At 40.9% G+C, this 17,118-nt stretch carries 17 protein-coding genes; 13 read left to right on the forward strand and 4 right to left on the reverse strand.

Going from position 1 to position 17,118, the window contains the following annotated elements; translation table 11 throughout:
- The first annotated feature begins 20 nt into the window (after positions 1-20).
- From Xind_RS06715 to Xind_RS06730, 4 genes are read left to right on the forward strand one after another with little or no spacing between them, the layout of a single operon-like run.
- Positions 21-383, forward strand: a complete 363-nt coding sequence (locus Xind_RS06715) for a PTS sugar transporter subunit IIA (protein WP_047678285.1) — start codon at positions 21-23, stop codon at positions 381-383.
- Positions 370-1,809 carry a glycoside hydrolase family 1 protein gene (locus Xind_RS06720; protein ID WP_222941748.1) on the forward strand — a complete coding sequence of 480 codons (1,440 nt, stop codon included), beginning with the start codon at positions 370-372 and terminating at the stop codon, positions 1,807-1,809. The genes Xind_RS06715 and Xind_RS06720 overlap by 14 nt, the downstream gene beginning before the upstream one ends.
- A 20-nt stretch (positions 1,810-1,829) precedes the next feature.
- Positions 1,830-2,090, forward strand: coding sequence for an HPr family phosphocarrier protein (locus Xind_RS06725; protein ID WP_047678280.1), 261 nt, complete (start codon positions 1,830-1,832; stop codon positions 2,088-2,090).
- 37 nt (positions 2,091-2,127) lie between these two features.
- Complete coding sequence (locus Xind_RS06730; protein WP_246432473.1) at positions 2,128-2,514, forward strand: cytidine deaminase family protein; 387 nt, start codon at positions 2,128-2,130, stop codon at positions 2,512-2,514.
- A 100-nt stretch (positions 2,515-2,614) separates the two neighbouring features.
- On the opposite strand, the gene exbD is transcribed toward Xind_RS06730, so the two are convergent.
- Positions 2,615-3,040 (reverse strand): TonB system transport protein ExbD, encoded by a 426-nt coding sequence (gene exbD, locus Xind_RS06735; RefSeq protein WP_047678274.1) that lies wholly within the window; start codon positions 3,038-3,040, stop codon positions 2,615-2,617.
- A gap of 6 nt (positions 3,041-3,046) precedes the next feature.
- Complete coding sequence (gene exbB, locus Xind_RS06740) at positions 3,047-4,063, reverse strand: tonB-system energizer ExbB (RefSeq protein WP_187649714.1); 1,017 nt, start codon at positions 4,061-4,063, stop codon at positions 3,047-3,049.
- Positions 4,064-4,451: 388 nt separating this feature from the next.
- Between exbB and metC the strand changes: the two genes are divergently transcribed.
- The 5 genes from metC to Xind_RS06765 all read left to right on the forward strand — a co-directional run bounded on the left by metC (position 4,452) and on the right by Xind_RS06765 (position 9,067).
- The gene (gene metC / locus Xind_RS06745) at positions 4,452-5,666 is read left to right on the forward strand and encodes a cystathionine beta-lyase (RefSeq protein WP_187649715.1); all 1,215 of its coding nucleotides are present in this window, start codon (positions 4,452-4,454) and stop codon (positions 5,664-5,666) included.
- A gap of 275 nt (positions 5,667-5,941) precedes the next feature.
- Entirely contained in the window at positions 5,942-6,613 is a 672-nt protein-coding gene (locus Xind_RS06750; protein WP_047678266.1) for a DedA family protein, read from the forward strand.
- 391 nt (positions 6,614-7,004) lie between these two features.
- Positions 7,005-7,850, forward strand: coding sequence for a 2,5-didehydrogluconate reductase DkgA (gene dkgA, locus Xind_RS06755; RefSeq protein ID WP_047678263.1), 846 nt, complete (start codon positions 7,005-7,007; stop codon positions 7,848-7,850).
- 276 nt (positions 7,851-8,126) lie between these two features.
- Positions 8,127-8,516 carry a putative signal transducing protein gene (locus tag Xind_RS06760; protein WP_047678257.1) on the forward strand — a complete coding sequence of 130 codons (390 nt, stop codon included), beginning with the start codon at positions 8,127-8,129 and terminating at the stop codon, positions 8,514-8,516.
- 356 nt (positions 8,517-8,872) lie between these two features.
- Positions 8,873-9,067: a hypothetical protein gene (locus Xind_RS06765; RefSeq protein WP_246432474.1), complete on the forward strand. Its 195-nt coding sequence runs from the start codon at positions 8,873-8,875 to the stop codon at positions 9,065-9,067.
- 55 nt (positions 9,068-9,122) lie between these two features.
- On the opposite strand, the gene Xind_RS06770 is transcribed toward Xind_RS06765, so the two are convergent.
- Positions 9,123-9,779 carry a YtjB family periplasmic protein gene (locus Xind_RS06770; protein ID WP_187649717.1) on the reverse strand — a complete coding sequence of 219 codons (657 nt, stop codon included), beginning with the start codon at positions 9,777-9,779 and terminating at the stop codon, positions 9,123-9,125.
- Positions 9,780-9,897: 118 nt separating this feature from the next.
- On the opposite strand from Xind_RS06770, the gene serB reads away from it, so the two are divergent.
- The 4 genes from serB to Xind_RS06790 all read left to right on the forward strand — a co-directional run bounded on the left by serB (position 9,898) and on the right by Xind_RS06790 (position 15,174).
- The gene (serB, locus tag Xind_RS06775; protein ID WP_047678246.1) at positions 9,898-10,875 is read left to right on the forward strand and encodes a phosphoserine phosphatase; all 978 of its coding nucleotides are present in this window, start codon (positions 9,898-9,900) and stop codon (positions 10,873-10,875) included.
- Positions 10,876-10,920: 45 nt separating this feature from the next.
- Positions 10,921-12,309, forward strand: coding sequence for a DNA repair protein RadA (gene radA / locus Xind_RS06780; RefSeq protein WP_047678240.1), 1,389 nt, complete (start codon positions 10,921-10,923; stop codon positions 12,307-12,309).
- 159 nt (positions 12,310-12,468) lie between these two features.
- Positions 12,469-13,695: a multifunctional transcriptional regulator/nicotinamide-nucleotide adenylyltransferase/ribosylnicotinamide kinase NadR gene (gene nadR, locus Xind_RS06785; protein WP_047679155.1), complete on the forward strand. Its 1,227-nt coding sequence runs from the start codon at positions 12,469-12,471 to the stop codon at positions 13,693-13,695.
- Positions 13,696-14,445: 750 nt separating this feature from the next.
- On the forward strand, positions 14,446-15,174 hold the full coding sequence (locus Xind_RS06790; RefSeq protein WP_047679153.1) for an ATP-binding cassette domain-containing protein: 729 nt from the start codon (positions 14,446-14,448) through the stop codon (positions 15,172-15,174).
- A 152-nt stretch (positions 15,175-15,326) separates the two neighbouring features.
- Here the strand turns inward: Xind_RS06790 and ettA are convergent, their stop codons facing one another.
- Positions 15,327-16,994, reverse strand: coding sequence for an energy-dependent translational throttle protein EttA (gene ettA / locus Xind_RS06795; RefSeq protein WP_047679151.1), 1,668 nt, complete (start codon positions 16,992-16,994; stop codon positions 15,327-15,329).
- Positions 16,995-17,118 lie beyond the last annotated feature (124 nt).

Genomic DNA, 17,118 nt, shown 5'->3' on the forward strand with positions numbered 1-17,118 from the left:
CATTAGAAGGAAAATAAACAATGAACAGTGAGGAAAATATTTTAATTCCTATTTCTATGGAAATAATTCTCGATGCAGGTAATGCCAGAGAAAAAAGTGAAAAAGCCATAAAATATGCCCGTGATGGTGATTTTAACAATGCGCATTTATATATGGAAAAAGCACGCAAAATGATGTTATCTGCCCATCAGACACAGACTGAAGTTATTCAGAAAGAGACTCAGGGAGATAGCTTTAATTTAAGTCTATTGTTTATTCATGCTCAGGATACATTGATGGCGATACGCAGTGAGTTAATTCTGAGAGAAGAAATTATTAGTTTATATAAATACCTTCACACGACGAACAACAATAAAGGAGAAAAACAGCATGATGAAAAATAACACTCTGTTTCCTGAAAGTTTTCTTTGGGGAGCTGCAACCAGTGCCTATCAGGTTGAAGGAGCAGCGGAAGAATATGGCAAGAAATTATCACAACAAGATATTCTCAATAATAACCCTGGATTAGCTGATACTCATATTACCAGTGACCATTATCACCGCTATAAAGAAGATGTTGCATTAATGAAAGAGCTAGGTTTGAAAGCCTATCGTTTCTCCATCGCATGGGCGCGCATTTTCCCTGACGGGATCGGTAAGCCTAATGATAAGGGCGTGCAATTTTATCACAATCTTATCGATGAACTATTGGAAAACGGTATTACGCCAATCCCAACACTTTATCATTATGATATGCCTATGGCATTGGTGGAAAAATATCATGGTTGGATCGATAGACAAAGTGTGAATGATTTTGCCTATTATGCTGAATTTGTCATCAAAGAATATAGCGGGAAAGTCAAATATTGGCTGACCATCAATGAACAAAGTATTATCGTACAATTCTGGACGAAAAAGTGTTTTATCCCTGAGCAATATCTTCATAATGAGCAGATTAAGTATCAGATAAATCACCATATGAATCTGGCTCACGCGATTGCCTGTAAGTTAGTTCATCAATGGGTGCCTGATGGTCAGGTCGGCGCAGCATTGGGATATTCCGCTATTTACCCGCTGACCAGCAAACCGGAAGATAATTTGGCGGCCCAAAATGCCAATGATCTACGCAATTACTATTTCACCGATATCTATCTGAAAGGACAATATAACCAATCCGCATTGAATTACCTGAAAAATTATGGGCTGGCCCCCAATATCGAAGACGGCGATATGGAATTAATCAGAGAGGGCTATTCTGATTTTCTGGCCCTCAATTATTATTGCAGCCATACTGCTGCCGCAGCGCCAGCAAATGCTCAGAGACGAATGGATGGTTTTAATCCAACAGGTATCAAAGGACAAATTGACGGCTATGAGATCCAACCCAATTACTATCAGATCCATAAAAACCCACAACTTGATACCACAGACTGGGATTGGGCGATTGACCCGCTTGGGCTTGAATATCTGTTACGCGATTTATATACCCGTTATCAGAAGCCATTGATGATCACGGAAAATGGTTTCGGTGCTGATGATGTACTGGAATCTGATGGCACCATTAATGACAGTTACCGCATTGATTATCTGGAAAAACATCTTCAGGCTATAAAACGGGCTATGGATTCGGGTGTTGTGGTTCTCTCTTATAATCCGTGGAGCTTTATTGACCTTCTTTCCACCAGCAATGGTTACAAAAAACGGTATGGCTTTGTTTATGTTAATCGCACTGATGACGATCTAAAAGACCTCGGCCGTTATAAGAAAAATTCGTTTTATTGGTATCAGAAAGTTATTCAGACACGTGGTGGTTCATTAACTGAATCCTGATTTTCCTTTTAGGTAAATTTATGATCGAATATTCCGTTGTAGTCACAGCCCCTTCGGGGCTGCATACCCGGCCTTCTGCCCAACTTTGTAATTTAGCTAAAACTTACAATGGCTCGATAGAAATTATCAGGGGAGATAAAAGTGCCAATTTAAAAAGCATGTTCAAAATTATGTCAATGGGAATAAAAAGTGGCATGGAAGTCACTATTCGAGTTGAAGGAGAAAATGAAGAGGAAATGGCTCAATCAGTTGTTGATCTTATTCGTAATATTAAAGAGTAAGTTCTATATCTTATAGGTTGCCTATTGGAGATATCTTATGATCTCTTTTGACGAAATGGAAAATATCGCACATCAACTTATTTCCCCGACACAATTAAATAAATATATTAAATATGGTCATGTAGCTGCGGTTATTCAGTGTGAATCCGGGCATATTTATACCGGTATGAATATTGATACAGCCTGTTCAATGGGATTTTGTGCAGAACATGGTGCCATTGCAGATATGATAAAACATGGAGAAACTCAAATTATTAAAATTATCGCAGTTAATAAATATGGAGCTATCATTCCACCCTGTGGCCGCTGTCGGGAGTTTATCAGTCAGATCAATAGAGAAAATATCCACGCCGAGGTTAAAGTGAATCAAGAATTGGTTTTGCCACTTGGCGAATTACTGCCGTTTGACTGGAAAAACCTGTAGGGTATTTTATTATTATTTTGTGTCTAGCCTAATAGAAAAACTGCCCGATTTAATCATTCGGGCAGTTTCTATTATCCAGGTAAGTTAACCACTGAAAACGTTATTTAGCCTCTACCGCTTCCATTCCGACCAGACCCACTTTCAGATAGCCAGCCTTGCGCAAAGAATCCATCACGCTCATTAACGTTTCATAATCCACGGTCTTATCCGCCTGGAAGAAAATCGTGGTTTCCTTATTGGATTGGGTTGTTTGATCCAGTACCGAAGACAGCGTGTCACGCTCAACCAATTGATCGCCCACGTATAACTGGAGATCTGCTTTCACTGTCAGAAAGACCGGTTTTTCCGGTCGTGGTTGTGGTTTGGCTGACGATGCAGGTAAATCGACTTTGATATCAACTGTTGCCAGTGGTGCTGCTACCATAAAGATGATCAACAGTACCAACATCACATCAATAAATGGCGTGACGTTAATCTCGTGTAATTCACCGTTATCGTCCAAATTTTCATTAAGACGTATTGCCATAATTGATTACCTTGCTTCTGCTTGTTCAGTTTTTCTGTCAGCCAAATCAAGATCACGCCCAAGCAACAGAATTGCCTGTGCCGCCATATCACCTACTTGTCCACGATATGATGAAATTACGCGGGCAAAAACGTTATAGATAACTACCGCCGGAATTGCAGCGACCAAACCCAATGCTGTCGCCAAGAGTGCTTCTGCAATACCCGGAGCAACAACCGCCAGGTTAGTAGTTTGTGAATGCGCGATACCAATGAAGCTGTTCATGATCCCCCAGACTGTACCAAACAGGCCGACAAACGGTGAAATCGCGCCGATAGTCGCCAGATAACCGTTCCCACGTCCCAGATGACGGCTGATTGCCGCAACAGCACGCTCCATGCGGAATGAGGTGCGCTCTTTGGTTCCATCTTTGTCAGTACTTTCAGCAGATAAGTTGCGTTCAGACTGTGCTTCGTTCAATAACAGGCGGCTGATACTATTCTTACCGAAATCAGCGGCAATTTTCACGGCTGCATCCAGATTAGCAACGTCAGCTAATGCCAGTTGCTCTCTGCGTAACCGACGACGAGCCATTAATAATTCGCTTCCTTTGGAGAAGAAAAGTGCCCATGTAATAATAGAAGCAATCACCAAACCTACCATGACGCTTTTTACCACGACATCCGCATTCTGATACATGCCCCAAACGGAAAGATCCGTTGCAAAACCGCTGGACAAGTTTTCAGAATCTTCCACAGCAATTGATTGCGCTGCGTCTGCTTCTGTTATTTCAGTCACTTCGGTAGTTACTGTTTGCTGTTCAGCCGACGCTGACGTGTCCGTTTTCTGAGCTTCGCCTTGCTGTGGATCTGCCTTCGTCTCTCCTGCTTGCGGAGCCGTGGCAGATACTGGTGTTGCCGGGGCCGCTACCTGAGTGGCAGCCTGATTTTCTGGCGCAGCAGCCGCTGTTATTAGTGCGGTATTAGCCCACGCTGAACCTGTTAATCCGAGTGCCAATAGAATAGAAGCTGTCAAATTACGCATCAGTTAGCCTTACTCTCTTTTTTATAGATTCTGTTACTTAGCAATGAATCGCATTTACTCATCTTGCTAATCCTAATATATCCTGAGCCATAGCTCGCTTTTCCACCTGATAAGGTTCCGTTTAGCCCTATTTCATGCTTTTCATCACGTGGGGGAAAAGTCCATTTCAAATGATATCAGACATTGAGCGATTTGATAGTAATTATCATTACTATTTAATAAAAAAGTGGTCATGAAAAGAGGCGATTTCACCACAATCCTCTTTTTCACTATCACCGATCACCTTGAATTTTCGTCAAGTTGCAAGAATCTCTTTGTAAAAAACGGGACAAATCTTTTAACTTGCAATGATATTTGAGTAATCAACGTTAATTGAGGGGGAAATCATATGACAGAAGAAAAGAAACTGGAGACCAGACTGGTTGATGCCGGAAGAAAGCATAAATTCACGCTTAATGCTGTCAACCCCATTATCCAACGAACTTCATCCGTCATTTTCAAAACGGTTGAAGATTTGAGACACGCCATAAAACATCGTGCTAACGGTGAACTATTCTATGGGCGTCGTGGCACATTGACGCATTTTGCTTTCCAGGAAGCAATGGCAGAACTGGAAAGCGGCGTGGGGTGTGCACTGTATCCATCCGGTACAGCCGCTATTACCAACAGCATTCTGTCATTTGTAGAAACAGGCGACCATATTTTAGTCACAGGGACAGCCTATGAACCGACGCAAGAGTTTTGCAATCACGTTCTGAAAAAGCTGAATATTTCCACCGATTATTTTGACCCAATGATCGGAAAAGAGATTGCCACGCTCATTCAACCAAATACCAAGGTTATCTTTCTGGAATCCCCCGGCTCCCTCACGATGGAAGTTCAGGATGTCCCCGCTATCGTGCAGGCTGTCCGGCAGGTTAATCCTGAAATTGTCATTATGATCGATAATACATGGGCTGCCGGTATTCTCTTCAAGGCATTGGATTTTGGCGTCGATATTTCTATTCAATCCGCCACAAAATATATCATCGGCCATTCGGATGGCATGTTGGGTACGGCTGTCGCCAATAAGCGCTGTTGGGATCAATTGCGGGAAAATTCTTACCTGATGGGACAAATTGCCGACCCCGATACGGTTTATTCCGCAACCCGTGGATTACATACGCTAGCTGTCCGCTTAAAACAACATGAAGAAAGCAGCCTCGAAATTGCTAAGTGGCTATCCCAACGGCCTGAAGTCGCTGAGGTTTATCACCCCGCTCTACCTTCTTGTCCCGGACATCACTATTTTCAACGTGACTTCACTGGCTCCAGCGGGCTGTTCTCTTTCCTCCTGAATATTAATCTGAGCTCCACTCAACTTTCTGATTATCTTGATAATTTCCAACATTTTAAAATGGCGTTTTCCTGGGGAGGATTTGAATCATTAATTTTGGGTATATCACCTGAATCACTCGCGACTTTACGCCGCTATCATTTTCCCGAACATTATCATTTCCCCAAAAAAGAAAGAACGTTAATACGTGTACATATCGGACTCGAAAATCCCCAGGATCTGATTGCTGACTTGGATGCCGCTTTTACCCGCATTGCCGTGCGTTAGCATAAGTTACTTGGCGTTAACATAAATAACTTAATACATAATGATCGTGCCCCTGAATGGCTATCTTCCCACTACAGATGGCCACTGTTTTCTTTCCTTATCTTCAATTGATTCTCTTCATGCCAGATCAAATCAACTCCCCCCAGCAATTTTGCGGTACACTGGGACACATGTGTTTATTTGATACTTTATTGTTGTTGTTCAGAATGTTGTTCAGAAACAATCGCGCAAAAACTGTTGTGTAAAGGTATCGTGCAGAAATTACAGGATAAATAATGGAAACGTTAAGCGGGATCGTGCATGCACTTTGGCAGCATGATTTTACCCAACTCGCCAATCCCGATGTCATCTGGATTATTTATGGTGTTATCTTTGTCACGCTGGTGTTAGAAAACGGTTTGTTACCCGCCGCATTTTTGCCCGGCGATACTCTTCTGGTTCTTGCTGGTGCGTTAATCGCTAAAGGTGTTATGGAGTTCTTTCCGACCATCATTTTATTAACTATTGCAGCAAGTATCGGGTGCTGGTTAGGTTATTTGCAAGGACGTTGGTTAGGTCATACCCGTATCGTCAAGAACTGGTTGGCCCAACTTCCTCTACAGTACCGCCAACGTGCCAATATTTTATTTGCCAAACATGGTTTGGCGGCGTTGCTCATCGGGCGGTTTCTCGCCTTTGTCCGTACTCTCCTGCCAACTTTTGCCGGTATTTCTGGACTGAATAATAAACGCTTTCAATTTTTTAATTGGTTAAGTGGCTTTTTATGGGTCATCATAATCGTGAGTTTTGGCTATATCTTGAATCAAATCCCTTTCGTCAAAGCGCATCAGGATTTGGTCATGAATATTTTGATGATCTTGCCTGTCATTCTCTTGATCAGCGGTCTTACCGCATCTCTATTGATGTATTGGCGACACAAAAAAGCGTCATCAAGAAAACGTAAATGAATATATTGGGTATTCATCGCTATTTCAAAACCCTTTGTTTTCTCTGGTTATTAACCTATCAATCCTAAAAGTAAAACAATTAGAGTCCGCTCCGACAGGTATCATGATTGTCAATGATCTGAATTCTGACAGAAAAATTAAGTAACCTTGAATAGAGTGGACTCTGTTACTGTTTCTGTAAGAAAAATGGGATGCTAAACATGAAAAACTCCTGCAATATGCTGAACGTATTCGGAATTTCAACTTGATGGCAGTCCAATACCGAGTATGCTCAGAAAACTAAAACAGCAAGGTTTGATTGTGTTAGGTGAACACCAGGATATTACGCTTGCTGCCAGTAAGCGAAGTTACGAAGCGTCCATCTGATATGCCAAATCTGAAGGAGGTAAAAATGGGTCAGCAGACAATAATTAAACTCGTTGACGGGAACCTCATGCCACAATTAGGGCTTGGGGTTTGGCAAGCGAGTAATGAGCAGGTTGTTAACGCTATCCACACCGCATTGGAAGTAGGCTATCGTTCTATTGATACTGCGGCAATTTATCACAATGAAAAAGGCGTAGGGAAAGCATTACAAGAAAGCAATATTCCACGTGAAGAGATTTTTATCACAACCAAACTGTGGAATGATCGCCATCAGGATGCACAAATTGCATTACAAGAAAGTCTGGATAGGCTAAAACTGGATTACGTCGATCTCTTCCTAATTCACTGGCCCGTTCCCCAGCAAGATAAGTATGTTGAAACATGGAAGCAATTCATTGAGTTGAAAGAGTCGGGACTGGTGCGCAGTATTGGTGTATGTAATTTTCACATTGAACATTTACAGAAACTAATATCAGAAACAGGCGTCTCACCTGTAATCAATCAAATCGAACTGCATCCACTGATGCAACAGCGACAGCTTCATTCATGGAATGCCACCCACCATATTACAACTGAATCCTGGAGCCCATTGTCTCACGGTGGAAAAGGTGTTTTTGACCACCCCATAATTGAAAATCTGGCTGTTAAATATGAAAAAACACCGGCTCAAATTGTTATTCGCTGGCATCTTGATTCTGGCATGATTGTTATTCCCAAATCAGTAACACCTCACCGTATTAAAGAAAATTTTGCCGTTTTTGATTTCAAATTAGAGAAAGAAGATCTGGCTACCATCGCTAGGTTGGATATAGGTAAACGTCTCGGCCCCAATCCCGATACTTATAATCTGACTGTGCTCAATTTAGGATAGAACTCATATAAAATCTTAATGAGAATCCAATACAATAAACTGAAAAATCATGCCTGAATTCTGCTCCCTACAGAGTTCAGGCAGTTTAAATGAAAAGTTTTTTATTCATGACTTTTTGTGATAGATTTTCGTTTCTTAAACTGTGGTTTGAAATCTATTTGTATTAAGTTAGTGTTTGTATCCGAATGTTAAATTATACTTTAACTATACTCAGTAGAATTGGTTATTTAATTAATAATGTATCTAATTGATAAAAAAGATGATTGAGAGGTGCTTATGTGGAACATATCTCCGCAAAGAGGATATTTGCAGTTTTTAGCTAATTTTATGTCACCTATAGAGGCTAATATTATCCTTGGCAGAATGTTAGCTGAGGGTATCCACGCAAGAATAATCGATGAAGGCCTGGTATGGAATAATTATATGTATTCCCACGCATTTGGCGGAGTAAAGCTACTGGTACATCGTTCTGACCGTAAACGCGCTGAAGAAATACTTTCTAAGATTGACGATAAAAAATATTTATTAGATGAAAAAAAACCTGACTTTGAAACGCCTTTTTCAACACCATCAAAACAGCCACTTTCTGTATTAGTAAATTCGTTTTTGGTTATATTATTATTTTTGATAATTGGTATTGCCTTACCATTAAAATTTAATGACTAGTTATTAAAACAGAATGAAATATAAAACACCTCTGTATAATTCGCTGTCACATTAATAATTAAAAAACTAATCAAACTTATAAGAAATATAAATAATAACCATGTTTACTATCTATATACAAATTACGATCTACTCTTGATTTATTACTTTAAATAACTGCAAGAATAAACTGATCGGCGAAAACGTTATTTATAGTAATAATCGTCATAAATATTTTCATGGTGAAATTTCAAATAGTATCAGGGTAAATGATAATGACTTACATAATAATTTCTCTATTAATGTTGATTCCTTTTTTCTTTATAGTAAAACGGTTCCTATTATCAAGCCATGTCCATTACAATGTTTTCGGAATTATGCTAACGATATTAGCGATTTCTTTTCATATGTATGTTTTCCGTTTTGGGCATCCTCCTCTTGTTCATTCGGCACTTCCACATCATGCCATCATTTTTTATGGCTCCATCGCAGCAGCACTATTACATTGTCTGATCTATTCCATCTGCTTCAAGCTGTATTACGATGATAAGGATTTTTACGATGATCACTAAAAACAGCACCATGCCCTTCACCCCGAATTGTTTTCTGTTTTAGTATCCAACCCGGCTAGCGGGTGGAATTATCTACTCTGTCTTCGCCATCCGATGATTTAGTATTAGCGGTCAGCAAATAAGGTGATTGCTGCCAACGGCTAGGAGCAAGCTGTAGCAAGTTATGAGCAAGAATAAACCCAATCGCCAATGCTAACAGCAGCATAACCCTGAGCAAATTAGTCGTGTTATCTACTTGCTTGGCTTCTGTTGCTAATCTGTGGGTATCCAACGTCAAACGGAGAAAACCTTTGGGTTTATTTTTGCCCGGTATGGGAACAACAATTTGTTGGTTAAAATAGCTGCCTGCTTTTTTACCATCCAAAGATAACCGCTCACGAACAGAGACAAGTTCACCACTTCGTGCGACCTGTGTTCCATTTTCCAGATAAACACTGGCATCCAGAATGCGACTTTTGTTGGTCAAATAGTTCAGATTGTCCATGATCTTCTTATTATTAAGATCTTTGCTGCCGTTATCCATATAATCAGACAGACTGAATGCAACCTGCTTTGCCAACGTATTCGCTAAATCTTCAAACTGATCCATATGGGCTTGTTGCTGTGAACGGCTAAAATAGGAAACACCCTGCATCAGCAATACCAGCAGTGCTATACATATTAAAATAATTGCCGTTTTGTGCAGTCGAAATTTCAGTTTTGCTTTACTCATAATTATCCCACCCCCAAACTCGTAACATTCCAATGTTGCCAGATGTAGTAATGATAGGATAGTTTGAAAAGCATTTTTTACCTGCCAAAATTATATGGAATTACAGGAGCCAATATTCATGTCTAACAATCTGGCCTATCGTTACTTACCCGATGAAATCCATAAATGGCCGGGATTACCGTTATCCCTCAGTGGGGATGAAGTTATGCCACTGGATTACCGAGCAGGAGACAGTGGTTGGTTACTATATGGTCGCAATTTGGATAAACAACGCATTAGTAATTTCCAGCATCGTCTGGGAGCCGCTATCGTTGTCGTTTCCTCATGGCGCATTGATGATTATCAAGTTGTTCGCATCGCAGGAAGTCTTTCTCCACGCATAAAACGCTTAGCAGATGAATGTCATCTGGATGTTGTTCCATTGGGACAAATCCCACGCTTGCGTTCGCCAGGGTTGTTAGTCATGGATATGGACTCAACCGCCATTCAGATTGAATGTATTGATGAAATCGCACGACTGGCCGGTGTTGGTGACAAAGTCGCTGAGATTACAGAACGGGCAATGCAGGGAGAATTAGATTTCTCAGAAAGCTTACATCAGCGAGTTGCCCAACTGGCTGGTGCTGATGCCGCTATATTACAGCAAGTTATGGATACACTCCCCCTTATGCCGGGTTTAACCAGCCTTGTCCGCAAACTACAATCTCTGGACTGGCATGTCGCCATTGCATCCGGGGGTTTTACCTTCTTTGCCGATAATCTTCGCCAGCAATTGCGCCTTTTTGCCGCAGTTGCCAATCAGCTCGAAATAAAAAATGGCAAGTTGACAGGCAAAATCAAAGGGCCAATTGTTGACGCAAAATATAAAGCGACCACGTTGCTACGGCTGGCAAAAGAGTTGGATATTCCACTTAGCCAAACTGTGGCAATCGGGGATGGTGCTAACGATTTGAAAATGATCCGCAAGGCAGGACTGGGTATTGCCTATCATGCGAAACCCAAAGTATATACACACGCTAAAGTGGGTATTCGCCATGCGGATTTGATGGGTGTTTTGTGTATTTTGAGCGGCGGCTTAAAACACGAAGAGCGTTAAATTCATTTTTTAGCTGCCCAGAGCAGTTATATCAGGGAGTATACAGTGGCAAAAGCAGCAAAACGGGCATTTGTCTGTAACGAGTGTGGGGCGGATTATCCCCGTTGGCAGGGGCAATGCACTGCATGTCAGGCATGGAATACCATTACAGAAGTGCGTTTGGCCGCAACTTCATCTTCTTCCCGCAATGATCGTTTCAGCGGTTATGCAGGAGATGCCGGAGTCAGTAAAGTACAAAAACTTTCCGAAATCAGTTTGGAAGAATTGCCTCGTTTTTCTACCGGGTTTAAAGAGTTTGACCGTGTACTCGGCGGTGGAGTCGTACCCGGTAGTGCCATTTTGATAGGTGGTAATCCGGGCGCAGGCAAAAGTACCCTGTTACTGCAAACCATGTGTCAACTATCTGAGCAGATGAAAACCTTATATGTAACGGGTGAAGAATCGTTGCAGCAAGTGGCAATGAGAGCACATCGGCTAGGCTTGCCGACGGATAAACTGAACATGTTGTCGGAAACAAGCATTGAGCAGGTTTGTCTGATTGCCGAACAGGAACAACCTAAACTGATGGTTATTGACTCTATTCAGGTTATGCACATGGCTGATATCCAATCTTCACCCGGCAGTGTGGCACAAGTCAGGGAAACAGCGGCTTATCTAACCCGATTTGCTAAAACCCGTGGTGTTGCGATCATCATGGTTGGCCATGTGACAAAAGATGGTTCTCTGGCTGGTCCGAAGGTATTAGAGCACTGTATAGACTGTTCGGTGATGCTGGATGGTGAAGCCGATTCTCGTTTCCGTACTCTCCGTAGTCATAAAAACCGTTTCGGTGCGGTCAATGAATTAGGAGTATTCGCTATGACCGAACAGGGATTGCGGGAAGTGAATAATCCCTCCGCCATTTTCTTGAGTCGTGGTGATGAGATCACTTCAGGCAGCTCCGTTATGATTGTCTGGGAAGGCACTCGTCCTTTACTGGTGGAAATTCAGGCTTTGGTTGATCACTCCATGATGTCTAATCCTCGTCGGGTAGCCGTGGGGCTTGAGCAAAACCGCCTGGCAATTTTATTAGCGATATTGCACAAACATGGTGGTTTGCAAATGGCAGATCAAGATGTCTTCGTTAATGTAGTCGGTGGGGTAAAAGTCACTGAAACCAGCGCTGACCTTGCATTACTGCTCTCTTTGGTTTCCAGCTTTCGTGATCGCCCTTTGTCCCGTGATTTAGTGGTATTCGGTGAGGTTGGACTGGCCGGGGAAATTCGCCCTGTTCCCAGTGGTCAGGAGCGTATTTCAGAAGCTGCTAAACACGGTTTTAAACGGGCAATTGTGCCTTATGCTAATATGCCGAAAAAAGCATTACCGGGAATGAAAGTCTTTGGAGTCAAAAAATTAACAGATGCTCTATCTGTTCTTGATGAACTGGATGACTAATCATGAATATATGAGGAAACAGACGATATAATTTTTATTTAATCATCGTCTAATTACCTAATTCCCGGAGTTAGCTAAAAATTTAATTATGACTAATTTTATTTTTACCTTTCACAGTAAGCATGCTATGTTGTTTAGTATACTAAACAAGGAGGATGTATGGGACAGTTTGACTATTTAAAAGAGGTGATCAAAGAGGCGAATCACACACTACAGCAAGTCGCGGATGCATGCGGTATGACAAAAGGCTACTTAAGCCAACTTATTAACGGCAAGATAAAAAGTCCGAGCGCGCAGAAATTAGCATCTCTTCATCAATATTTAGGATTGGCGTACCCTATGGAAAAGAAAACTATCGGTGTCGTGTTTGGTAAATTTTACCCGTTACATACCGGGCATATTTATTTGATCCAGCGAGCATCCAGCCAAGTCGATGAATTGCACGTCATTCTCTGCTATGACGAGTTACGGGATCGGGAGCTATTTATCAATAGCTCAATGTCTCAACAGCCTACGGTCAGTGACCGTCTGAGATGGCTGTTGCAAACGTTTAAATACCAAAAAAATATCCACATCCATGCTTTTGATGAGCAAGGTATGGAGCCCTATCCACACGGTTGGGAATCCTGGAGCCAAAGTACAAAACGATTCATGTCCACAAAAGGTATTAATCCTGACTATATCTATTCCAGCGAAGCACAGGATGTCCCATGCTATAAAGAGCATTTTGGCATTGAAACTATCCTTATTGACCCACAACGTTCATTCATGAATATCAGTGGAAGTCAGATACGGCAGGCTCCTTTCCACTATTGGGAATATATTCCGACAGAAGTGAAGCCGTTTTTTGTGCGTACTGTCGCTATCCTTGGTGGTGAATCAAGTGGGAAATCTACGTTGGTAAACAAACTGGCGAATATGTTTAACACGACAAGTGCGTGGGAGTATGGGCGTGAGTATGTATTTTCTCATTTAGGAGGAGATGAAATGGCTCTGCAATACTCCGATTACGATAAAATCGCTTTAGGTCAAGCACAATACATTGATTTTTCAATAAAATATGCCAACAAAGTCGCCTTTATTGATACTGACTTTGTCACAACACAGGCATTTTGCAAACGCTATGAAGGGAAAGAACATCCCTTTGTTCAGGCAATGATTGATGAATATCGATTTGATCTGGTCATTCTCTTAGAAAATAACACTCCCTGGGTAGCGGATGGACTGAGAAGCCTGGGCAATGAACAAGAACGTAAAGAGTTTCAGCAATTGCTTAAAAGCTTGTTGGAAAAAAATAACATTGATTATGTCTGTGTTAACTCACCTGATTATGATCAACGTTTTCTTCGCTGTGTTGAACTTGTTCAGGAAATGTTAATGGCATAACTCATTTTTATATCAATAGATTTCAAGTAGCCGCAATGACAGATAAAGCAGATAAATAAGCGCAGATAACCAGGCGGCAACTTGAAAAATTAGGACATATATACTAATAACCTGAATGGTTACTATATAATGATTAATTAAGATGATTTATTTTCTATAGTAATTTTTGTTATTTCATGTTTTATTCTAAAACACTCTATAATTAAATATTTCATTGTGTTATTTTTTCATCAGTAATAAAATAAATTGTGATAATAATATTTTTTGATGCTTAGGTTTTACTGTTTAGGCTTGAATTGTCGAGAAATAAGTCATTTAATTAACGGACCTATTGATTTATCTATATAAAATTCATTTATTATCAACAAAAACCACATAATTTCCGTGTGATTTTTATTAAGGATGGAGGTGATGTAAAAAATATTAGCCTTTTGACATGAGTAAAATGACTTTTTTCCTTATTATAAAATTGGAATAAAAACAGAATAATTTATACCTTTTTATTTATGTTATCTTCTTCTCAGTCATAGCGGATATCGTTAACATTTAACTCTAAGACTAAGAAATATCTCATTTATTATATAATAATTGTAAATAATAATTGACATAAGTTTTGTATTGTCGAGATATTTCATGCGTGAACTATTTAAACTTGTACAATGTCTTATTGATATTAATAAGCCGCCAATAAATTTAGATAACATATTTAAGGAAAAAGCTTTAACTTTTTAACCTAATTGTGTTGAGAATATGAACTTAAATCAATTTAAATCGATTGAAGTTATCAATATTTCATATGGTCTAACTGATAATACAGTTAATTATGAAATGATTTCAGACATCACATTTTCTATTATACCAGGTGAAATTACTTTGATAACAGGGCCGAAGACATCAACCAACAGCATATTGCTATCGATTGCTTCGGGTATGTTACAACCAGATCAAGGAGATGTATTAATCAATAATAACAAGCTAAAACTAATGAGTGATTCCGAGTTAGGTCAATTTCATTCGAAAAATAGTGGGTTTATTTTTCAGGATTTTAATTTATCCAGTGAGCTTACGCTATTAGATAACTTGTTATTATCCAACTCTTACGGGTTATCTCTTTCTCAAGAACAAGCGGTAAGAATTGCACAGAAATCGTTAGATATTGTGAAATTAAGTGACAAGAGCCGTTACTATCCAGGAGAGCTTTCTGAAAACGAAAGACAACGAGCTGCTATGGCAAAAGCACTCGTAAGAAGACCTGAGTATCTATTTGCAGATGAACCGACTCGTCACTTAAACCATCAAGAATTAAAGATGTTTGTTGATATCTTTAAATTTATCGCACATGAGCAGAAAGGCACAGTCGTGATCGCCTCTCAAGATAAGCGCCTGATTCAATACGCTGATAGTATGATTACTCTAGAAAGAGGTAAAGTCATTAAAACTTATGAATCCTTCCAAGAGCAAAGAGTTATGGTGTCATAACTGTATGTTTCCTTAAAAGAGCGAAAACGGCCTGATATCAGGCCGTTTCTTATCTTCACTGAATATACCCGTCGTCTTTCAAGTTTTAGTTCCTGACGAATTTGTCACTCCCTTGCCGTCGCGCTGCATCTTGAAATCCTAGAGTATAAATCTTATTTACTGATTTTCTTATACTTAATACGATGAGGCTCCAGTGCTTCAGCGCCCAGTGTCCGCTTCTTGTAATCCTCGTATTCGCTGAAGTTTCCTTCAAAGAAACTTACCTTACCTTCATCTTGATAATCAATGATATGTGTTGCAATACGGTCAAGGAACCAACGGTCATGGGAAATAACCATTGCACAACCTGGGAATTCCAACAGCGCATTTTCCAGTGCGCGCAGAGTTTCGATATCCAGATCATTGGTTGGTTCGTCCAGCAACAACATGTTACCGCCTACTTGCAGAAGTTTCGCCAGATGCAGACGACCACGCTCACCACCGGACAATTCGCCAACGCGCTTGCCTTGATCCACACCTTTAAAGTTAAAGCGGCCTACATAAGCACGGCTTGGGATCTCAAAGCTACCGATGCGCATAATATCCTGCCCGCCGGACACTTCTTCCCATACTGTCTTTTTGTCATCCATGTTATCGCGGAACTGATCAACGGAAGCCAGTTTCACCGTCTCACCCAAAGTGATTGAGCCGGAATCCGGTTGTTCCTGACCAGACAACATACGGAACAGAGTTGATTTACCCGCACCGTTCGGGCCGATAATCCCAACAATCGCCCCTTTTGGCAGAGAGAAACTCAGGTTATCAATCAGAACTCGATCACCATAAGATTTAGTCAGATTACTCACTTCCAGTACCTTGTCCCCCATCCTTGGCCCAGGCGGAATAAACAATTCACTGGTTTCGTTACGTTTCTGGTATTCAACGTTATTGAGTTCTTCAAATCGAGCCAGACGAGCCTTACCTTTGGCCTGACGTCCTTTCGGATTCTGACGAACCCATTCCAGTTCTTTCTCAATAGATTTACGACGAGCAGCTTCTGTTGAAGCTTCTTGTGCCAGACGAGCATCTTTCTGTTCCAGCCACGAAGAATAGTTACCTTCCCATGGAATACCTTCGCCACGGTCAAGTTCCAAGATCCAGCCCGCAACATTATCGAGGAAGTAACGGTCGTGAGTAATAGCAACGACAGTACCTTCATAATCGTGCAGGAAGCGCTCCAGCCACGCTACAGATTCAGCATCAAGGTGGTTGGTCGGTTCGTCAAGCAATAGCATGTCTGGTTTTTCCAGCAACAGGCGACAAATCGCAACACGGCGACGTTCTCCCCCGGACAGGTGCTCAATTTTAGCATCCCATGCTGGCAAACGCAGAGCGTTAGCCGCTCGTTCAAGTTGGTTATCCAGATTATGACCGTCATGAGACTGGATAATCGCTTCCAGTTCGCCTTGTTCTTTAGCCAGTTTGTCAAAATCTGCATCTGGATCAGCATAAGCAGCATAAACTTCATCAAGGCGTGTCAGTGCATTTTTAACTTCGCTGACAGCTTCTTCCACCGCTTCACGAACGGTATGTTCAGGATTGAGTTTAGGCTCCTGCGGCAAATAACCAATTTTGATGCCCGGTTGTGGACGTGCTTCCCCCTCAATATCTTTATCAATACCTGCCATGATACGCAGTAAGGTCGATTTACCAGCACCATTCAGACCAAGAACACCGATTTTTGCTCCAGGGAAAAAACTTAAGGAAATATTTTTCAGAATATGCCTTTTCGGGGGAACAATTTTTCCAACCCGGTGCATACTATAAACATATTGAGCCAAAGTAATGTACCTTTTTGATAATTAAGGAAATATTTAATATTAGTTTACGCTTGTGGGGCTTGGATAGGGTATTTTACCTTAAATTTTGCCGATCGTGTTGCTGCCTGTTTAGCATTATGTTCAA

The sequence above is a fragment of the Xenorhabdus indica genome (assembly GCF_014467235.1).
In the GTDB taxonomy this organism is placed as follows: Bacteria; Pseudomonadota; Gammaproteobacteria; order Enterobacterales; family Enterobacteriaceae; genus Xenorhabdus; species Xenorhabdus indica.

Bases quoted from the DNA above. Each gene is read 5' to 3' on its own strand.
- dkgA (WP_047678263.1), top strand. From the start codon at position 7,005: ATGGGTCAGCAGACAATAATTAAACTCGTTGACGGGAACCTCATGCCA.
- Xind_RS06715 (WP_047678285.1), top strand. From the start codon at position 21: ATGAACAGTGAGGAAAATATTTTAATTCCTATTTCTATGGAAATAATT.
- Xind_RS06790 (WP_047679153.1), top strand. From the start codon at position 14,446: ATGAACTTAAATCAATTTAAATCGATTGAAGTTATCAATATTTCATAT.
- Xind_RS06765 (WP_246432474.1), top strand. From the start codon at position 8,873: ATGCTAACGATATTAGCGATTTCTTTTCATATGTATGTTTTCCGTTTT.
- Xind_RS06730 (WP_246432473.1), top strand. From the start codon at position 2,128: ATGATCTCTTTTGACGAAATGGAAAATATCGCACATCAACTTATTTCC.
- exbD (WP_047678274.1), bottom strand. From the start codon at position 3,040: ATGGCAATACGTCTTAATGAAAATTTGGACGATAACGGTGAATTACAC.
- Xind_RS06720 (WP_222941748.1), top strand. From the start codon at position 370: ATGATGAAAAATAACACTCTGTTTCCTGAAAGTTTTCTTTGGGGAGCT.
- Xind_RS06770 (WP_187649717.1), bottom strand. From the start codon at position 9,779: ATGAGTAAAGCAAAACTGAAATTTCGACTGCACAAAACGGCAATTATT.
- Xind_RS06760 (WP_047678257.1), top strand. From the start codon at position 8,127: ATGTGGAACATATCTCCGCAAAGAGGATATTTGCAGTTTTTAGCTAAT.
- nadR (WP_047679155.1), top strand. From the start codon at position 12,469: ATGGGACAGTTTGACTATTTAAAAGAGGTGATCAAAGAGGCGAATCAC.
- Xind_RS06750 (WP_047678266.1), top strand. From the start codon at position 5,942: ATGGAAACGTTAAGCGGGATCGTGCATGCACTTTGGCAGCATGATTTT.
- metC (WP_187649715.1), top strand. From the start codon at position 4,452: ATGACAGAAGAAAAGAAACTGGAGACCAGACTGGTTGATGCCGGAAGA.
- serB (WP_047678246.1), top strand. From the start codon at position 9,898: ATGTCTAACAATCTGGCCTATCGTTACTTACCCGATGAAATCCATAAA.
- exbB (WP_187649714.1), bottom strand. From the start codon at position 4,063: ATGCGTAATTTGACAGCTTCTATTCTATTGGCACTCGGATTAACAGGT.
- Xind_RS06725 (WP_047678280.1), top strand. From the start codon at position 1,830: ATGATCGAATATTCCGTTGTAGTCACAGCCCCTTCGGGGCTGCATACC.